General features: G+C 62.5%; 15 protein-coding genes and 1 pseudogene. 3 read left to right on the top strand and 13 right to left on the bottom strand.

From position 1 onward, the window contains the following. Positions 1 to 11: 11 nt before the first annotated feature. From AC0V7N_RS11015 to AC0V7N_RS10990, 6 genes are all read right to left on the bottom strand, one after another. A complete protein-coding gene (locus tag AC0V7N_RS11015) occupies positions 12 to 1,088 on the bottom strand; it encodes a sn-glycerol-3-phosphate ABC transporter ATP-binding protein UgpC (RefSeq protein WP_496627828.1) in 1,077 nt (358 codons plus the stop codon). 33 nt (positions 1,089 to 1,121) lie between these two features. Continuing rightward, entirely contained in the window at positions 1,122 to 3,230 is a 2,109-nt protein-coding gene (locus tag AC0V7N_RS11010; RefSeq protein ID WP_475457323.1) for an ADP-ribosylglycohydrolase family protein, read from the bottom strand. 26 nt (positions 3,231 to 3,256) lie between these two features. Continuing rightward, a complete protein-coding gene (locus AC0V7N_RS11005) occupies positions 3,257 to 4,090 on the bottom strand; it encodes a carbohydrate ABC transporter permease (RefSeq protein ID WP_475457321.1) in 834 nt (277 codons plus the stop codon). Further along, the gene (locus tag AC0V7N_RS11000) at positions 4,087 to 4,932 is read right to left on the bottom strand and encodes a carbohydrate ABC transporter permease (protein ID WP_475457319.1); all 846 of its coding nucleotides are present in this window, start codon (positions 4,930 to 4,932) and stop codon (positions 4,087 to 4,089) included. Before AC0V7N_RS11000 ends, AC0V7N_RS11005 begins: the two co-directional genes overlap by 4 nt. An 88-nt stretch (positions 4,933 to 5,020) precedes the next feature. Continuing rightward, positions 5,021 to 6,340: an ABC transporter substrate-binding protein gene (locus AC0V7N_RS10995; protein WP_475457318.1), complete on the bottom strand. Its 1,320-nt coding sequence runs from the start codon at positions 6,338 to 6,340 to the stop codon at positions 5,021 to 5,023. 32 nt (positions 6,341 to 6,372) lie between these two features. Next, complete coding sequence (locus AC0V7N_RS10990) at positions 6,373 to 7,374, bottom strand: LacI family DNA-binding transcriptional regulator (protein ID WP_475457316.1); 1,002 nt, start codon at positions 7,372 to 7,374, stop codon at positions 6,373 to 6,375. A gap of 187 nt (positions 7,375 to 7,561) precedes the next feature. Here AC0V7N_RS10990 and AC0V7N_RS10985 point away from each other — a divergent pair, with 187 nt between their 5' ends. Further along, a complete protein-coding gene (locus tag AC0V7N_RS10985; RefSeq protein ID WP_475457314.1) occupies positions 7,562 to 8,584 on the top strand; it encodes a fatty acid desaturase in 1,023 nt (340 codons plus the stop codon). Positions 8,585 to 8,651: 67 nt separating this feature from the next. On the opposite strand, the gene AC0V7N_RS10980 is transcribed toward AC0V7N_RS10985, so the two are convergent. From AC0V7N_RS10980 to cysG, 7 genes and pseudogenes are all read right to left on the bottom strand, one after another. Further along, positions 8,652 to 9,272: a DJ-1/PfpI family protein gene (locus AC0V7N_RS10980; protein WP_475457312.1), complete on the bottom strand. Its 621-nt coding sequence runs from the start codon at positions 9,270 to 9,272 to the stop codon at positions 8,652 to 8,654. A 191-nt stretch (positions 9,273 to 9,463) separates the two neighbouring features. Beyond that, positions 9,464 to 11,070 (bottom strand): annotated as a pseudogene (locus tag AC0V7N_RS10975) (GMC family oxidoreductase). 96 nt (positions 11,071 to 11,166) lie between these two features. Beyond that, positions 11,167 to 11,700: a DUF934 domain-containing protein gene (locus AC0V7N_RS10970; protein ID WP_475457308.1), complete on the bottom strand. Its 534-nt coding sequence runs from the start codon at positions 11,698 to 11,700 to the stop codon at positions 11,167 to 11,169. Positions 11,701 to 11,866: 166 nt separating this feature from the next. Further along, positions 11,867 to 12,631: a phosphoadenylyl-sulfate reductase gene (locus tag AC0V7N_RS10965; RefSeq protein ID WP_475457306.1), complete on the bottom strand. Its 765-nt coding sequence runs from the start codon at positions 12,629 to 12,631 to the stop codon at positions 11,867 to 11,869. Continuing rightward, positions 12,606 to 14,276 (bottom strand): nitrite/sulfite reductase, encoded by a 1,671-nt coding sequence (locus tag AC0V7N_RS10960; protein ID WP_475457304.1) that lies wholly within the window; start codon positions 14,274 to 14,276, stop codon positions 12,606 to 12,608. The genes AC0V7N_RS10965 and AC0V7N_RS10960 overlap by 26 nt, the downstream gene beginning before the upstream one ends. 45 nt (positions 14,277 to 14,321) lie before the next feature. Continuing rightward, entirely contained in the window at positions 14,322 to 14,615 is a 294-nt protein-coding gene (locus AC0V7N_RS10955; RefSeq protein ID WP_475457302.1) for a DUF2849 domain-containing protein, read from the bottom strand. Continuing rightward, entirely contained in the window at positions 14,612 to 16,063 is a 1,452-nt protein-coding gene (cysG, locus tag AC0V7N_RS10950; protein ID WP_475457300.1) for a siroheme synthase CysG, read from the bottom strand. Before cysG ends, AC0V7N_RS10955 begins: the two co-directional genes overlap by 4 nt. Here cysG and AC0V7N_RS10945 point away from each other — a divergent pair. Then, positions 16,055 to 16,294 (top strand): hypothetical protein, encoded by a 240-nt coding sequence (locus AC0V7N_RS10945; RefSeq protein WP_475457298.1) that lies wholly within the window; start codon positions 16,055 to 16,057, stop codon positions 16,292 to 16,294. The two genes, cysG and AC0V7N_RS10945, sit on opposite strands and share 9 nt — an antisense overlap. A 199-nt stretch (positions 16,295 to 16,493) precedes the next feature. Further along, positions 16,494 to 16,943, top strand: a complete 450-nt coding sequence (locus AC0V7N_RS10940; protein WP_475457296.1) for a baeRF12 domain-containing protein — start codon at positions 16,494 to 16,496, stop codon at positions 16,941 to 16,943. Positions 16,944 to 17,036 lie beyond the last annotated feature (93 nt).

Raw genomic sequence — 17,036 nt, 5'->3', positions numbered from 1 at the left:
ACCAATTCGGCTTAAACATCCAGCGCCATGCCGGTCTCGGCGTCGAACAGGCTCACCTTGGCGATGTCAGGCTCGACAAAGAGCGTCTCGCCGGGGCGGGCGCTGATTCTGTCGCGAAACACGGCGACCGCCGGTTCACCGCCGATCGTCAGATGAACCTGGGTTTCTGACCCCATCGGTTCAACCACGCCGATCAATGCCGCAATTCCCTTGTCAGGGGCAACGACACTCAAATGCTCGGGCCGGAATCCGTACTGGACCATCTTTCCGTCCACCGCGTTGAAGCGTGAACCGGCCGGCAGCAAGGTTCCGTCTCTTGTTCGCACCACCGGCATGCCGTTGTGGTTTGCGACCACGCCGTTGATGATGTTCATCGACGGCGAACCGATAAAGGTGGCGACAAACACGTTGACCGGACGATCGTAGAGATCGAGCGGACTGCCGATCTGCTCAACCCGCCCATTGTTCAACACGACGATCTGGTCGGCCATGGTCATGGCTTCGACCTGATCGTGCGTCACATAGACGGTGGTGGTGCGCAGGCGCTGATGCAATGCCTTGATCTCGGCGCGCATTGCCACGCGCAATTTGGCGTCGAGGTTCGACAGCGGTTCATCAAACAAGAAGACCTGCGGATTGCGCACGATCGAGCGTCCCATGGCGACACGCTGCCTCTGGCCACCCGACAGCTGCCGCGGATAGCGGTCGAGCAGCAGCGTCAGGCCCAGGATTTCCGCGGCCTTTGCCACCCGCTCGGCCTTTTCCGCCTTTGGCGCTTTGGCAAGCGTCATCGAGAACGCCATGTTTTCGGCGACCGTCATGTGCGGGTAGAGCGCATAATTCTGGAACACCATGGAGATGTCGCGTTGCTTCGGCGGCAGGTCGTTGACGACCTTGTCGCCAATGCTGATCGTTCCGCCCGAAATGTCCTCCAGTCCGGCGATCATGCGCAGCAGTGTGGACTTTCCGCAGCCCGACGGACCGACCAGCACCACGAACTGACCGTCCGGAATCTTGACCGAGACGCCATGCAACACCTCATGCCCGGCGTAGGATTTGAGGACGTTGGCGATTTCGACTGAAGCCATCGGGATCTTCCTGGGATTGGTGAGGCGAGACGTTCAGGTCCCGCTCACATGTATCTTGTCGGTAGACAGGGCACCTTCCGCGATCAGCAATCCGATGCCGCCGTTGGTGAACGCCTCCGCACTGATGTCCTGCGCCTCGAGCGACACACCGCCGAAGAGCGCAGCTATGCGCGTACCCTTTACGGTCAGCGTCACCGGAATGGTCTTTTCGAAGACGAGATCGAAATCGGTCTCGGCTAGAACGAGCGTGTCCATGTCCCTTGTGCGGACGATCTGCAGCTTTCCGCTGCGGGTGGCACGCACGGCATAGTAGCGCCGCAGTCCCTGGACGCGCGCGCAGACGCCGCCATAATTGCCAAGGTGAATGACGATGTCGCTTGAGACTTTGTAATCGGTCCATTGCCGCGTGCCGTGAATAACGATGCCCTCGTCACGGCTTTGCGAAATGCGGAAACTGGGCGGATAGCGTTTGGAAAAGAAGCTGACGCCGTTGACCCAGGCCATGCGCCAGAAATCGCTGTCGCCGGCGGGGCGATGCAGCGTCAGTTCCGGTGCGCCATCCCATCTGAGATAGTCGAGCAGCACGCGGCCGTCGGCGCGCTTGCCGTCACTGGCGAGTACGACACCGATCTCGGCGATCGGCTGGCCATCCAGGTCCGGCATTCGCCATGAAAGCGTGCGGTCCTCACCGGCATTCAAGGTGATCGCATCGCCGTCAATGTCGCGCAGATGGTCATCGCCATCATAAGCGCGGATGCGCAGCCGAACCGACACCGCGCCCTTGTTGTGCCGATCGGCGACGACGCGTGCCTGGACCACTTGCCCCGGATAGACCAGCGGCGTCGCCATCAGATCGTAGGTGCGCATCGACAGCACCTCGCGCGGCGAGAATGTCGGCGTCGTGACGGCGGCAGTCAGGCCGGGTGCCAGTGCCTCGTAGTTTATGGTCAGGGCACGGGCGTTCTCGAACTCGACATTGCCGACGCGAACGCCATTGGCGGAGCCGTGCCCCTCCACCGGCCGAAAGCCTTGCTGGCTGCCAGACAGCGAGAAGTGAAACTGCGCGCCGCCCTTCGGCGCATCGAGCGGCTTTCCGCCGGCGAGCGCCATGCCGAGGTTGGCGATGTAGTAGGCCGTGCGCACCGCGTCGTTGATCGAGTTGCCACCATCGGCCGAGGAGATCAGCAGGCGGTCGGCGATTGGCCCACGCCAGTCCGGGCCGGCCTCGATCCCGTCGAGGCCGAGCATCAGGGCGATCAGGCAGCCGACATTGCCGGCATTGCAGTCGGTGTCCCAGCCGGAGGTGTTGACGATCATCTGCGCCTTCTGGAAATCGTTGGGCGCATAGAGCACGGCCATCACCATCAGCGCGTGATTCGGCACGACGTGGCAGTTGCCCGGGTATTTGTCGTAGCCGTATTTATCCTCGATCTTCTGCCGTGTGTCGTGCCAGTCGGGATATTCTTTCACCCAACCGCGGATGTCGGCGATCAGCTTTGCGATCAGGCTATCACGCGGGATGACCGACAGGCCGGTATCGATGAGGTGGTCGATGTCGTCAGACACGAAGGCTTCAGCCTCCATCGCCGCCCACAGCATCGCCGCATGGACGGATTGGCCATCGTGCGAAACCTTGCCGGCCTGCTCGGCAAGCTTTGCCGCCAGCTCCGGCTGCCCCGGCGCAACCATTGCCCAGCCATCGATGAATATCTGTGCGCCGATCTGCTCGGCGACCGTCAGACCGTTGGTGGCGATGGAACCCGAATGCGGCGCCGGGATGCCCTTCTTGAGGTTGAGCCACGCGGTATGCTCGGTCGAATTGCCGCTGCCGCCCCACCACAGGATAGAGCGTTCCTCGACGATGTAGTTGAGCCACGCCTTGCCTATGGCCTCGGCCGGCAAATCGGACGAGATGCCGTAATCCTCGAGCGCGCGGATGAAGGTAAAGGTGCCGGCGACATCGTCGTCGGTCACCACCAGTGGTTGGTTCAGGCGCTCATGTACGTAATAGTCGATCGGCCCGAGCTCCTTCATGATCTTCTGGTAGGTCCAGCCCTCGAACGGCCGGCCGAGATAGACGCCCACCAGCTTGCCAAGCACGCCGGCATAGACCCGTTCCAGATAGTCGTTTGGAATCTGCATGTTCTGCTCCAGATAGTCGAAAGATTTCAGCCCTTTACCGAGCCGCCCGCCATGCCTTCGATGAACCGTTTCTGCATGGCGACAAACAGCACCACCACCGGCACCACGATGATCAGCGCCGCCGCCATGATCTCTCCCCAGTCGGAACTGTATTGTCCGCTGAGCAGGTAGAAGCCGATCACCGCGGTGACCTTGTCCGCCTTCTGTAGGAAGGTCGCGGCGATCAGGAATTCGTTCCAGGAATTGAGCCCGATGATCAGCGCCACCGTCAGGATGCCGGGCGACACGATCGGCAGCATGACCTTGGAAAACACCTGCCAGTGGGTGGCGCCATCGATCAGCGCGGCTTCCTCGAGCTCCTTTGGCACGGCGATGAAATACGTCCTCAGCAACATCACCGCGAACGGGCTGTAGAGCGCGGTGTAGATCAGCGCGACGCCAAAGACGTTGTTGATCAGTCCGAGCTTGGCGTAGCCGAAATAGAGCGGGAAGATATAAAGCTGGATCGGCGCCGTGGTCGTCGCCAGCAGGTAGAATGTCCAGATCTTCCACGACGCGATTTTCTTGCGCGCCAGCACATAGGCCGACAGCGAGGACGTCGAGCAGACGAGAACGATCGTCGTGCCGGAAAGCAGCAATGAATTGACGAAGGTTGTCGAAAACTTGGCGTGTTTCCAGGCGTTGACGAAGTTCTCCCAGCGGATGGGGTTTGGCAGTGACAGCGGGCTTTGCACGATCTGCGCTGCCGGCTTCAAAGAATTGAGCACCAGCAAGGCGATCGGAAACAGCGCAATGAATGCACCGATGCCGAGCACGATGTAGGAGATCGTCAGAGTGGTCCGGCTTTCGACCATTCTCATTGCTCGCCCTCCTGCGTCTGCAGGCGCACGTAGAAGAACGTGCCGACGAGGCCGAACAGGCTGATGACCAGCGCCGCCGCGGCTGCCTGGCCGACATTGAGGTCGTAGAAGGCATGGCGGTAGGCCAGCGTCGACAGCACCTCACTCGAAAACGCCGGGCCACCCTGGGTCAGGATGTAAACGAAGTCGAAGGCAAGGAAGCTCCAGATCACCGTCATGATCAACATCAGCATGATGGTCGGTCGAATTGCGGGCAAAAGCACATAACGCATCATCTGCCCGTAGCTGGCGCCCTCGATGCGCGCCGCCTCGATGTGCTCCTGCGGCACCTGCCGCAGTGCCGCGAAGAAAATGACGCACAGAAATCCCCACCAGTGCCAGAGGTCGACGGTCGCGACGCCGAACAGTGCCGTCGATGGCTGCGCCAGCGGGTTGGCCACCGGCATGCCCATGCGGGCCAGCAGGCCGAACACGCCGGTGACGGGGCTGTAGATCATGCCTTGCCAGACCCGCGCCGTGATAACGGTGGCGATGACCACGGGCAGGAAGTAGACGACCTGGAAAAAATTGCTGCCTCGCCTGACGATTAAAAGCATCGAGGCCGCCAGCAGTCCCATGGCGATCGGCACGACGAGGAAGATGCCGGTCCAGATGATGTTGTTGGTCAGCGCCGACCAGAAGACGCCGTCGGCAAACAGTGCCCGGAAATTGTCCAGTCCCGAAAAAGTCGGCGTCGAAATGCCGTCCCAGTTGCAGAACGCCAGGACGACCGTCAGCAATGCCGGAACCAGCACGATGACGAAATTGATGATCAGCGTCGGGACGAGATAGAGCCGGTGCATGGACGATTGCCCTGGGGTTGGGAGGGCGCCGGTTGGGCGCCACTCCTTCAGCTGGTTCAGATGGTTCGCGGCGTTGCCGGCGTCCGGCCTAGGCCCGCTTCGGAACCGCCGGCACCTTGCCGGCCGCCTTTTCCTGCTGGAAGGTTTCGTCGAGCTTCTTGAGGTAATCTTTTGAGGTGGTCTTCTTCAGCCAGACTTCCTCCATGCCGCTGACGAGATAGGTGTCGGTGGCGGGCGGCAGGAAGGTCCAGGTCGTATAGCCGTACTGGCCGGCGCCGACAGCCGACGACAGGTTCTTCATCACCTCGGTGTAGAGCGGCAGCACCTTGTCGGAGAGCTTTACCCCCGACAGGTCTTTCAAAGGCAGGTTCCACTCGCCTTGCCACACGGAATTCATGTCACCGTAGAATTTTTCGCTGAACATATAGTCGAGCACCGCAGCCGCACCGTCGGCGTTCTCGGATTTCGCGTTGATCGAGAGCGTCGAGCCGATGCCGAGCGCATAGACCGGCGGACCGCTCGTGCTCGGAAAGCCAACGAAAGCCGCCTCGGCGTTGTTGGTCGGGAAATAGGTCGGGATGTTGGTGAAACTCCAGGTTCCGCTCGGCGCCATGCCGGCCTGGCCCGTCGCCACCTGGGCGAAAGCCTGCTCCAGCGTCAGCGAGAAGTAATTCGGGCCGAAATAGCCCTTCTGCCACCATTCATCGAGCTTATCGATGGCCGCCAGGATGGAGGCGTCCGTCCACGGAATGGCGCCGGTCAGTGCCTTGTAAACATTCTCGGGGCCAGCCACCGAATTGAGCACGATCGAGACATGATGCTCGTTGGCCGGCCGCCAGTCGGCATTGCCGGAGCCGAACGGAACCAAGCCCTTGCCCTTCATCTCGTCGGCGAGCGCCTCGAGCTCAGCGATGGTGGTGGGCGCCTTCCAGCTGTTCTTGTCGAACAGCGTCTTGTTGTAGAAAAGGCCCAGCGTCTCGTAGGTCTTGGCGAGTGCGTAGAGCTTGCCCTCATATTTGCCCAGTTCCATGAACAGCGGCAGCAGCCGGTCGTCCCAGCCGAGTTTTGCAGCATAATCGTCGAGCGGCAACAACTGCCCGGCCTGCGCCATTGACGCGACATAGCTCGGACCGGCTGTAAAGACGACGTCCGGGCCACTACCCGAGAGCATGGCTATGCGGAGCTGCTTGTCGAGGTCGGAACCGCGGAAATCGATCGAAAGATCGTCCTGCGGATGCGCCGCATTGAACGGGTCGACCAACAGGGTCTTGAGCTCGTCCTGGTTTTCGGGCGAGGCGGATTCATACCAGAAGCCGACCGGCTTCTTGTCGTCGGCAAAGGAAAGGCGTGGCAGCAGCGGCAGGGCGGCGAGGCCGAGGCCGGTCTTGAGCAGTGTACGGCGTTCCATGTTTTCTCCTCCGATATTCTCGTTTCTTGGTTTCAGGTTGAGCCGCGTTCGATCAGGCTGAAGGGCATTTCGAGCGCAGTGCCCGCGCCTGGCTTGGAGCCGCGCAGCCTTTCCATCAGGATCTGTGCCGCCTTGACCCCAATGTCGCCCTGGAATTGGGCGACAGTGGTGAGCGACGGCGTGACCAGCCGTGCCGCCGAAATATCGTCGAAGCCGGCGACGGCGATATCGCCTGGGATAGCGATGCCGCGATCGCGCAGCGCCTGCATCACACCGATGGCCATGAGATCATTGGCGGCGAAGATCGCCGTCGGGGCGTAGCTGCTGGCCAGCACCGCCTCGGCGGCCCGGGCGCCGCCGGTTTCACTGAACTCTTCGTCTATGACGACATGAGGCGTGCCACCGGCCTCGGTGAGCGCGGTGCGGTAGCCCTCGACCCGCACGCCCTGAGGCCCGCCCCGACCAGCGACCATGGCGATGCGGTGATGGCCGCGACCAATGAGAAACTGTGTTACCGCCAGGGCGGCGGCGTAACTGTCGATGAAAATATCGTCGATGGCGATGTCGCCACCGCGTTTCTTGCTCGATTCGATGCGCACCACCGGCACGCCGGCATCGATCAGCGGCTTGAAGTCGCCGGCGCGCAGGGTGAAAAACACGCCGATCACGCCGTCGACCCGCCCCTGCCTGGACCAGTCCAGGAAATGCCGCTCGCGCTCGGCGGAGCCATCGGTGCTGACCGCGATCACGTCATAGTTGAGGTCCTCGGCCACCGATTGGATGCCGCGCATCAGCGCCGGATAGAAGGGATTGGTGATGTCGGGCACGATGCAGGCGATAGTCATGGTGCGATTGGTCTTGAGCGCCTGGGCAAACCGGTTCGGCGTATAGCCGAGCTGCACCGCTGCCTTGGTGATCCGTTCCCAGGTTTCCGACGACAGCGCCGGAGACCCGCCGCCGCTCATCACCATCGAGACGCTGGCCTGCGAGACCCCGGCCAGCCGTGCGACATCCTTTTGCGTGGCTCGCTTCAAGAAATATGTCCTTATACGTATTAGTGATACGTATCAAAACGGACGTGAACCCGAAAGTCAAGTGCTCGAATCTCAGGGCGGACTGACGCATGCCCATCTGGAAATCGCCTGTCGCGCGACAATTACGCACAGTAATTTTGCGTGATGGTTGCCTTGCGGTGGCCACAAGCCCCGCCTATGCTTCCTGATGAACATGATTTCCCCCGATGCGGCCGCCAACAGCAGGCGTGCCTGGCTAAAGATTCTGGCGCGCTACAAGAAGCCGGATCGGCGACGCAGCGCCATCGAACTCGCCATCACCCTCATTCCGTTCGCCACGCTCTGGGCGCTCTCTTCGGCCGCCTATGCCTACGGCCATTGGTGGGGGCTGATCCTGATCCTGCCGGCGGCCGGGTTCCTGGTGCGGATCTTCATGATCCAGCACGATTGCGGCCATGGCTCCTTCTTCGCCAATCGTTACGCCGACGACTGGATCGGCCGTGCGCTCGGCGTCCTGACGCTGACGCCTTACGATTGCTGGCGGCGCGCCCACGCTGTGCATCATGCCAGTGCCGGCAATCTCGACGAGCGCGGCATGGGCGACATCCGGACGCTGACCGTTGCCGAATACCGGCAATTGTCCTGGCGCGGACGCCTTGCCTATCGGCTCTACCGCCATCCCCTCGTGATGTTCGGCCTGGGGCCGATCTGGCTGTTCATCTTCGAGCAAAGGCTGCCCATCGGCATGATGCGCGGCGGCCTGACACCCTGGGTGTCATCCATGACCACCAATCTCGCCATCGCGGTTGCGGCGGCCATTCTCATCTGGGCCGTCGGCCCCGGCGCCTTCCTGGTCGTCCATCTGCCGATCGTCATTCTCGCCGGTTCGGCCGGCATATGGCTGTTCTACGTGCAGCACCAGTTCGAGGAGACGGAATGGGCAAAGGATGACGACTGGGAATTCCAGCATGCCGCCCTGCATGGCTCGTCCTACTACGATCTGCCGCCGGTGCTGAATTGGTTTACCGGCAACATCGGCGTCCATCACGTCCATCACCTCTCCGCCAAGGTGCCGGGCTACCGGCTGCAGGAAGTGCTGCGGGATTATCCGGAGCTGCGTGGCATCGGTCGCGTCACGCTGCTCGACAGCCTGCGTTGCGTCAAACTGGCATTGTGGGATGAGAACCGCCGCAAGCTGGTGTCGTTCCGCGAAGCACGGACAGCGGTCTAGGCAAGTTCAGGAAAAGTGTGAACGACGACCGCCGCGCCATGGCGCGGCGGCGGAGCAAACGTCCCGTTCAGGCGGCCTGGCGCTCGTCGCGCATCAGGATTTCGCCATGGCGGATCTCGGTGCCCAGCACTTTCAGACATTCGCGGATGAAGTTGGACAGGCCCGGCCAGCCCTTGGCTGAAACCAGATTGCCGTCGACATGGGCGCCGGTCGGCGCGACGTCGATATAGATGCCGCCGGCCAGCGTCACTTCAGGCTCACAATAGTGCAGTGCCGCCACTTCCCTGCCCCGCACCACGCCGTCGACCGCGATCAGGATCTGCACGCCGTGGCAGATGGTGAAGATCGGCTTGCCGGTCTCGTGGAAATGCCGCACCAGCGCCTGCACCCGCTTGTCGATACGGATGTATTCGGGACCGCGCCCGCCCGCCGCGTAAACGGCGTCGTATTGGGCCGGGTCCACCTCGGAAAACGTCTTGTTGAGGATGTAGTCGTGGCCGAGCTTTTCCGTGTAGGTCTGGTGGCCTTCGAAGTCATGCAGCGAGGTCTTCAGGATATCGCCCGCCTTCTTGTCCGGACAGACGACATGCACGGTGTGGCCGACGGCATGCATGGCCTGTTCAAAGACGAAAATTTCATACTCCTCGCTGAACTCGCCAACGAGCATCAATATTTTCTTGCCAGCCATTCCCGGTTCCTCCCTTGTGGCCATTTATTTCGGGGTGCGAAATAATGGACCTATCCTAAGGGCAGGCCGGCGAAAGGGAAAGTGTAAATCGCATAATTGGTACGACCAGTTTTCTCCATTCCAGACAAAAGACGCTACAAGGCGCTTCACCTCGAACAAAAATAGCATCGCTGGTTCGACCAGAGTTGCAGTCAGGCGGCCGCCTTGATCATGTCCGCCGCCTTCTCGGCGATCATGATGGTCGGCGCATTGGTGTTGCCACCGATCAGGGTCGGCATCACCGAGGCATCGACGACCCGCAGCCCCTGCAATCCATGCACTTTGAGCTCAGAATCGACGACGGCCATGGCGTCGACGCCCATCTTGCAGGTGCCGACCGGGTGATAGATCGTGTCCGCGCGGGCGCGGATATGCGCCATCAGCTCGGCATCGCTCGATACGCCGGCGGTGTAGATTTCCTTGTCGCGATACTTCGCCAGCGCCGGCGCCTCCATTATGCCGCGCATCATCCTGACGCCCTTGAGCAGCAGGCCGGCGTCGCGTTCGTCCTCGAGAAAGCGCGGGTCGATGCGCGGCGGCGCTGTCGGGTCCGGGCTCGACAGCCCGACCTCGCCACGCGAATGCGGCCTGAGCACACAGACATGGCAGGAAAAGCCATATCCCAGATGCAGCTTACGGCCATGATCGTCGACGATGGCGATGCAGAAATGCAGCTGCAGATCGGGCCTGTCGATCGCCGGATCGGATTGAGGAAAGCGCCGCCTTCCGCATAGGGCGTGGCGATCATGCCGGTGCCGCTCTTGCGCCAGCGCAGCATATGCCGCAGCAAGCCAGGCAGACCGCGCAGGCCGATGCCCATCATGTCGGCATCCTTCGATTTCCAGCCCATGATGAAATCGAGATGATCCTGCAGGTTCTTGCCGACGCCGGGCAGTTCGTGAACGACCGGAATTCCGTGCGCTGCAAGCTCGACAGCCGGTCCGATCCCTGACAGCAACAACAGCTGCGGCGAGCCGAACGCACCGCCGCAGACGATGACCTCGCGCCTGGCTTTCGCCACGGCCTCACTGTTACCCTTGCGATAGCGCACCCCGGTGGCGCGCTTGCCGTCCAGCACAATGCCGGTGGCATGCGCACCGGTGATGACGGTGAGGTTCGGCCGGTTCATCGCCGGATGCAAATAGGCGGCCGCCGCCGAGCAGCGCTCGCCGTTCTTGGCCCCGCCCCAGAATTGCGTGACCTGGTAGAGCCCCGCCCCTTCCTGCTCCGGCCCGTTGAAATCGTCATTGCGGCGGATCTGGTTTTCGCCGCAGGCCTCGACAAAGGCTCTTGAGATCGGCCGCGGCTCCTGTTGTTCGCCGACCCGCAGCGGCCCGTCGCCGCCATGCAGTGCGTCGGCGCCGCGTTGATTGCCTTCGGCGCGCTTGAAATAGGGCAGCACCTCGTCCCATGACCAACCCTGGCAGCCGAGACCGGCCCATTTGTCGTAGTCGCCGCGATGCCCTCGCGTGTAAAGCATGGCGTTGATGGCACTGGAGCCGCCGAGCGCCTTGCCGCGCGGCTGGTAGCCCTTGCGGCCGCCCAGTCCTTGCTGCGGTACCGTCTGCAATCCCCAATTGTTGATCTTCGGCCGCCCCGGCAGCAGGGCGATGATGCCGGCCGGCGCGCGGATGAGCAGGTTCCTGCCCTCGCCGCCGGCTTCAATCAGGCAGACGGTAACGGATGGATTTTCGGACAGCCGTGCGGCAAGCGTGCACCCGGCGGAGCCACCGCCGCCGATGACATAGTCGAAGTCCATGGCCTTCCTCCCTCGCGCCGGCGGATATTTCCGTCCGGACAACCAAGAGAAGGCCCGATCACAGTCTTTGTAAAGGCGCGCGGAATTACCGCTGCGTCAGTTGCCCCGCAGTCGCCGCCAGGAGTATTTCGGTCCCTTCGGCTCCGACGCTTCGGTCGGCTGGTAGTAAAGCCCCAGCCCGCCGGTACGGCCCTCTTCCAGGCGCTTCAACAGCACCGGGTTGGAGATTTCGAACTCGTCGAAGCCCAACCGCAGCATATGCGGCAACGGGTCGACCAGCACCTGGCCGGTAGCGCGAACGGCACCTTCGAAATGATAGCGGCTGCGCAGCAGTTCAGCCTTGGAGAAGGAGCGGCCGTCGCTGAAGGCCGGGAAAACCAGCGCCACCAGCGACAGCTGGTCGAGCAGGTCTGCGATCTTCTCGAGCTGGTCGCCGGGCTGCAGCACCACGCCGAGCCGCTCTTTGGCGGACCGGCGCACCTCCGGATCAAGGTCGAGGAACGCCTGCAACGGCAGGATAAAGCGGCCATTGCCGGAAAGCGCGTCAGCACTTTCGGCATGAGCCCACTCATCCTCGCGAAAACCCTCAGGGGTCCAGAGCCGGGTCTCCGGTGTCGTCGTTTCGGTCATCAAAAATCCTAAGCCCAAATCTTGGGGTGTGTTGAGATTCAGGTCAGGCCGAGTCGAAAACGATGGGTTCCGAGAACCGGAGCGGAGCGTACTTTTGGGTACGTGAGCACCGGAAGCGCAGGAAACCACCGTTTGCAGACCGGCATCACCTGAATATCAATATACCCTATAGTGATGCGTCGGTCAGCGACACTTCCAGTCCCGACAGGTGAATGCCGCACTCGGTCTTGGCATGACCGGCCCAGCGGCCGCTACGTGCGTCCTCGCCCGGCTGCACCGGTTGCGTACACGGGAAACAGCCGATCGACAGATAGCCATAGGCGACCAGCGGGTTTTCGCGCAGCGCATGGGCGCGCATATAGTCGGCCTGGTCCGATGTCGTCCAATGCGCCAATGGATTGATGCGAATGCGCGCGCCGACCGCCTCGAATACCGGCAACGCTGCCCGCGTCGAGGCCTGGAAGCGCTTGCGCCCGGTCAACCAGGCTCGGAACGGTGCCACCCCGCGCGCCAGCGGCTCGACCTTGCGCACGCCGCAACAGGCATCGGTGTTGCTTTGGTGCAGATTGCCCGTCGGGTCGATCCGCTCGAGCGCGGCCTCGTCGGGCTTGATCACCCGAATGTTGGTCAGCCCGAAATCGGCGACGAGCGCGTCGCGATAGCCGAGCGTCTCCTCGAAATGCTTGCCGGTGTCGAGGAAGATGACCGGCAGCGTGCGGTCGATCTCGGCGATCATGTGCAGCAGCACCGCCGAATCCGCGCCGAAGGACGACACCGCGGCGATCTCGTCGTGAAACAGTTCGCGGGCCGAGCGTTCGATGATCTCGAGCGGCTTCAGGTGGCCATAGCGCGCATCAAGCCCCGCCGCTTTCGCGGCGGCGCCGTCATCGACATCGGCGATGCGGTCAAGCGGCCTTGGCTTCGCCAGCATAGAGCGCCTCCTTGAACGGCGCGGGACCGATACGGCGGTAGGCGTCGATGAATTTTTCTTGGGCATTGAGCCGAAGGCCGAGATAGGTCTCGACGATCAGCTCGATGGCATCGGTGATCTCTTCCGACGAGAAGCCGCGGCCGATGATTTCGCCGACTGACGTGTTCTCGTCGGCCGAGCCGCCCAGCGTCACCTGATAGAGCTCGGAGCCCTTCTTCTCGACGCCGAGTATGCCGATATGGCCGACATGGTGATGGCCGCAGGCATTGATGCAGCCGGATATCTTCAGCTTCAATTCGCCGATTTCGCGCTGCCGTTCCAGCGAGGCGAAGCGTTGCGAGATTTCCTGCGCGATCGGGATCGAGCGTGCGGTGGCCAGCGCGCAATAGTCGAGCCCCGGGCACGCGATGATGTCCGATATCAAATTGGAGTTGGCCGTCGCCAGCCCGATGTCGACCAGCGCGTCATAGACCGCCTTGAGGTCGCTCCGCGCCACATGCGGCAGGATCAGGTTCTGCTCATGGCTGACACGCAGCTCGTCAAAGGCGTATTTCTCGGCGATGTCGGCAACCGCTTCCATCTGGCTGTCGGAAGCATCGCCCGGCACCTCGCCGATGCCCTTGAGCGAAATCGTCACCGCCGCGTAGTCGGGATGGCGATGCGTCACCACGTTCTGGTCGAGCCACTCCGAGAAGCCCTTGGAATCGAGGCGCGCCAGCTTGACCGCCTGGTCGCCGTCCGGCCGGTCGGTCAGCGCCGGCGGCGCGAAATAGGCCTCGATGGCACGGATGTCGGCATCCGGCAGCTTCAGCTCGGCGTCCTTCAACTCCTGCCACTCGGCCTCGACCTGGCGGGTGATTTCCTCGACGCCGGTCTCGTGCACCAGGATCTTGATGCGCGCCTTGTACTTGTTGTCGCGGCGGCCATAGAGGTTGTAAACGCGCAGGATCGCCGTGCAGTAGGACAGCAGGTCGGCTTCCGGCAGGAAATCGCGGATCTTCCTCGCCACCATCGGCGTGCGGCCCTGGCCGCCGCCGATATAGACGGCGAAACCGAGCTCGCCGGCGGCGTTCTTCTTCACATGAAGGCCGATGTCATGGGTCTGGATGGCGGCACGGTCGCGCTCCGCCCCTGTCACCGCGATCTTGAATTTCCGGGGCAGGAACGAGAATTCCGGATGCACCGAAGACCATTGCCGCAGGATTTCCGCGTAGGGGCGCGGATCGGCAACCTCGTCGGCGGCCGCACCGGCAAAGTGGTCGGCGGTGACGTTGCGGATGCAATTGCCGCTGGTCTGGATGGCGTGCATCTCGACGCTGGCGAGATCGGCCAGGATCGCCGGAATGTCCGACAGCGCCGGCCAGTTGAACTGGATGTTCTGGCGCGTGGTGAAATGGCCGTAGCCCTTGTCGTATTTGCGGGCGATGTGGCCGAGCATGCGCAGCTGTTTGCCGTTCAGCGTGCCGTAGGGCACCGCGATGCGCAGCATATAGGCGTGCAGCTGCAGGTAGACGCCGTTCATCAGCCGCAGCGGCCGGAACTGGTCCTCGGTGATCTCGCCGGACAGCCGGCGCTGGACCTGGTCGCTGAACTCGGCGACGCGGGCCTGGACAAAATCGTGGTCGAACTCATCGTAACGGTACATGCTTCGTCTTTCAGGGCGCGTCCGCCCGTTTCACTCAAATCCTGGCTACGCCGCCCGCTCGGCCTGCTTGCCGAGATCGCTGCGGATGGTCGGCCCCGCAGCGCGGATCTTTTCGCGCAACCGCACCGGCTCGACAATTCCGTCGACGACGTCCGCGTCGATCAGATTGACGTCGACCACTTCATTGTCGGCATAGGCCTTGGCCCCGATCGCCTCCAGGCGGTCCTCGGCCGCCTTGTCATGGGCCAGGTCGGCGTGGTCCACCGTCTCGGCCCAGCCGCCATCGGCGTACCAGACGGCGATGCCATCGGTCAGGCGGTTGGCGGTCAGTATCTTCATGGCTGAACCTTCTCAGTGGCGGCAATGGCCGCGCCTTCATACCTGTGTGCGGCAAGCGGCTCGGACCGTTCAAAATTGGCGCCGGCAACCGCATCGCCGATGATGGTCATGACAGGCCCAGAAAGATCGCTACGCGCTTCCAGCGACGGCAGGTCGGCCAACGTGCCGTGGAAACAGCGCCGGTTGGCCAGGCTGGCATTCTCGACCACCGCGACTGCGGTATCCGGCGACAGGCCGGCTTCGATCAGCCGGCCGGCGACTTCAGCCGCGACCGATCGGCCCATATAGACGGCGACCGTGGCGCCGGAAATGGCGAGCTTGGCCCAGTCGGGCAATGAGTTGCCCTTGAGATCATGGCCGGTGGTGAACACCATCGACGACGACACGCCGCGCAGAGTGAGTGGCAGTTCGAAATCGGCGGCCGCGGCAAAGGCCGCGGTGACGCCGGGAACCACCTCATAGGCGATGCCCGCTTCGCGCAGTGCCGCCATCTCCTCGCCGGCACGGCCGAACACCAGCGGATCGCCCGACTTCAGCCGCACCACACGCTTGCCCTGTCGGCCGAGTTCGACCAGCAGCGCGTTGATCTCGGCCTGGCTCTTGGTGTGGCAGCCCTTGCGTTTGCCGACCGGAAGCCGCTCGGCATCGCGGCGACCCATGGCAACGACCGCCTCCGGCACCAGCGCGTCATGGACGATGACATCGGCTTCCATCAGCAGGCGGTGTGCACGAAGAGTCAAAAGATCCTCGGCGCCGGGACCGGCACCGACCAAGGCGATATGGCCCGCAGCCGGTGCGTTCGACAGCAGAAGATCCACAGCCGCATCATGCGCCTGCGACAACTGGCCGGCTTCGACGGCATGGGCCGGAGCACCCTGGAAAAAACTGTTCCAGAAGCGGCGGCGGGCATTGCCTTTCGGCAGCAATTTCTCGGCCGCACCACGCAGCGAAGCGGCGAGCGTTGCCAGCGATCCGAGCGACGGCGACAGCATCTGATCGATGCGGCCGCGCAACATCTGGGCAAGCACCGGGCCGGCGCCTTCGGTGCCGATGGCAATGGCGACCGGCGCGCGGTTGACCAGCGCCGGTGTGAAGAAATCGCAGAGCTCAGGCCGGTCGACGGCATTGACGGGGATGCCCAGTTTCCGCGCGTCCGCCACGACGCGGCGATCGAGCGCCTCATCGCCGCTGGCGGCAAACACCATGACCGCGCCTTCGAGCTGCGAGGCATCATAAGCTGCCGCGACATGGCTGGCGCCGGACTGGATGATGAAGGCAACCAGCTCCGGCTCGGCGTCTTCGGCAATGATGCGCAGCACCGCGCTCGACTGTCCGATCAGCCGCGCCTTGGCCAGGGCTTCCTCGCCGCCGCCGACAATGGCCACCGCTTCGCCCTCGACCCGCACGAAGACGGGAAAGGCGTTGAGCTTGGCATTGGCATGCGGCATGACAAAAGCAATCCGGGAACAGGTTCGCAGTTTTACGCCCGGGCGCGAAAAACCAGAAGCAAAGCACTCGCGCATCCTGTGATGGCAGGCAATCGCTTTTTCGCAACTGCGAAAGGCAGGAGAAAAATATTCCACATCCAGAGTATGGGCGGATTCAAGTCGCTGAAACGGGCCTTGATTTCAGGTCTTTTTAGCCGCCTGCCATTTGTTTCGCAAAACAGTTTTTTCTAATTTCTACCAATTCAGTAGATTAAAGCCGCTGATCGCCGATTTTCGACTCTCGGCCTCGGCCGGCGGGCATTCAACTGGCCTGTGCAGGTGGAACATTACCGCTCCGCAAGGCGTTCCCATCACGTCCACTACCCAAAATCGAAACCGCAGCGGAGTGCCGCTTGAGGCGTGGCCGCAGCAAGGAAAGGAACCCATCATCATGGGCACGATCAAGCTGAAGCACGGCATGTGGGTCATGGTCGCCGACGGCGAAAAAGCGCTCTTCCTCAAGAATGCCGGCGACAACAAGTTTCCCAACCTTGAGGTCGTGCAGATGATGGAGCAGGAGAATCCGCCAACCCGCGAACAAGGCACCGACAGTCCAGGCCGGCACAATGATGGCCCGTCGGTGCATCGCAGCGCCGTCGAGGACACCGACTGGCACCGGATCGGCAAGGAGCGCTTCGCCGATGACATTGCCGCCCGGCTCTACAAGCTCGCGCATGGCGGCGAGTTCGACAGCATCGTGCTTGTCGCCCCACCCGTGGTGCTTGGCGCCATGCGCAAGAAACTGCACAAGGAAGTCGAGGACAAGGTGGCCGCCGAGATTTCAAAGACTCTGACCAACCACACCATATTCGAGATCGAGGCCTTGCTGCGGGCAGCCTGACCCCAGGCCACGGATCGGCTATAGAAACGAATGCCATCAGGAGCCCAAATCTGACCGGCGGCTGCTCAGCCGCCGGTCAGGCATTTTGCCGCC

This window comes from Mesorhizobium kamtschaticum (assembly GCF_056174585.1).
This window is presented reverse-complemented; position numbering and strand designations above follow the sequence as displayed.

What these genes read in the sequence shown, in the direction of transcription:
- AC0V7N_RS11015 (WP_496627828.1), bottom strand. Translation starts at nt 1,088, where the DNA reads ATGGCTTCAGTCGAAATCGCCAACGTCCTCAAATCCTACGCCGGGCAT.
- AC0V7N_RS11010 (WP_475457323.1), bottom strand. Translation starts at nt 3,230, where the DNA reads ATGCAGATTCCAAACGACTATCTGGAACGGGTCTATGCCGGCGTGCTT.
- AC0V7N_RS11005 (WP_475457321.1), bottom strand. Translation starts at nt 4,090, where the DNA reads ATGAGAATGGTCGAAAGCCGGACCACTCTGACGATCTCCTACATCGTG.
- AC0V7N_RS11000 (WP_475457319.1), bottom strand. Translation starts at nt 4,932, where the DNA reads ATGCACCGGCTCTATCTCGTCCCGACGCTGATCATCAATTTCGTCATC.
- AC0V7N_RS10995 (WP_475457318.1), bottom strand. Translation starts at nt 6,340, where the DNA reads ATGGAACGCCGTACACTGCTCAAGACCGGCCTCGGCCTCGCCGCCCTG.
- AC0V7N_RS10985 (WP_475457314.1), top strand. Translation starts at nt 7,562, where the DNA reads ATGAACATGATTTCCCCCGATGCGGCCGCCAACAGCAGGCGTGCCTGG.
- AC0V7N_RS10980 (WP_475457312.1), bottom strand. Translation starts at nt 9,272, where the DNA reads ATGGCTGGCAAGAAAATATTGATGCTCGTTGGCGAGTTCAGCGAGGAG.
- AC0V7N_RS10970 (WP_475457308.1), bottom strand. Translation starts at nt 11,700, where the DNA reads ATGACCGAAACGACGACACCGGAGACCCGGCTCTGGACCCCTGAGGGT.
- AC0V7N_RS10965 (WP_475457306.1), bottom strand. Translation starts at nt 12,631, where the DNA reads ATGCTGGCGAAGCCAAGGCCGCTTGACCGCATCGCCGATGTCGATGAC.
- AC0V7N_RS10960 (WP_475457304.1), bottom strand. Translation starts at nt 14,276, where the DNA reads ATGTACCGTTACGATGAGTTCGACCACGATTTTGTCCAGGCCCGCGTC.
- AC0V7N_RS10955 (WP_475457302.1), bottom strand. Translation starts at nt 14,615, where the DNA reads ATGAAGATACTGACCGCCAACCGCCTGACCGATGGCATCGCCGTCTGG.
- AC0V7N_RS10945 (WP_475457298.1), top strand. Translation starts at nt 16,055, where the DNA reads ATGCGGCATGACAAAAGCAATCCGGGAACAGGTTCGCAGTTTTACGCC.
- cysG (WP_475457300.1), bottom strand. Translation starts at nt 16,063, where the DNA reads ATGCCGCATGCCAATGCCAAGCTCAACGCCTTTCCCGTCTTCGTGCGG.
- AC0V7N_RS10940 (WP_475457296.1), top strand. Translation starts at nt 16,494, where the DNA reads ATGGGCACGATCAAGCTGAAGCACGGCATGTGGGTCATGGTCGCCGAC.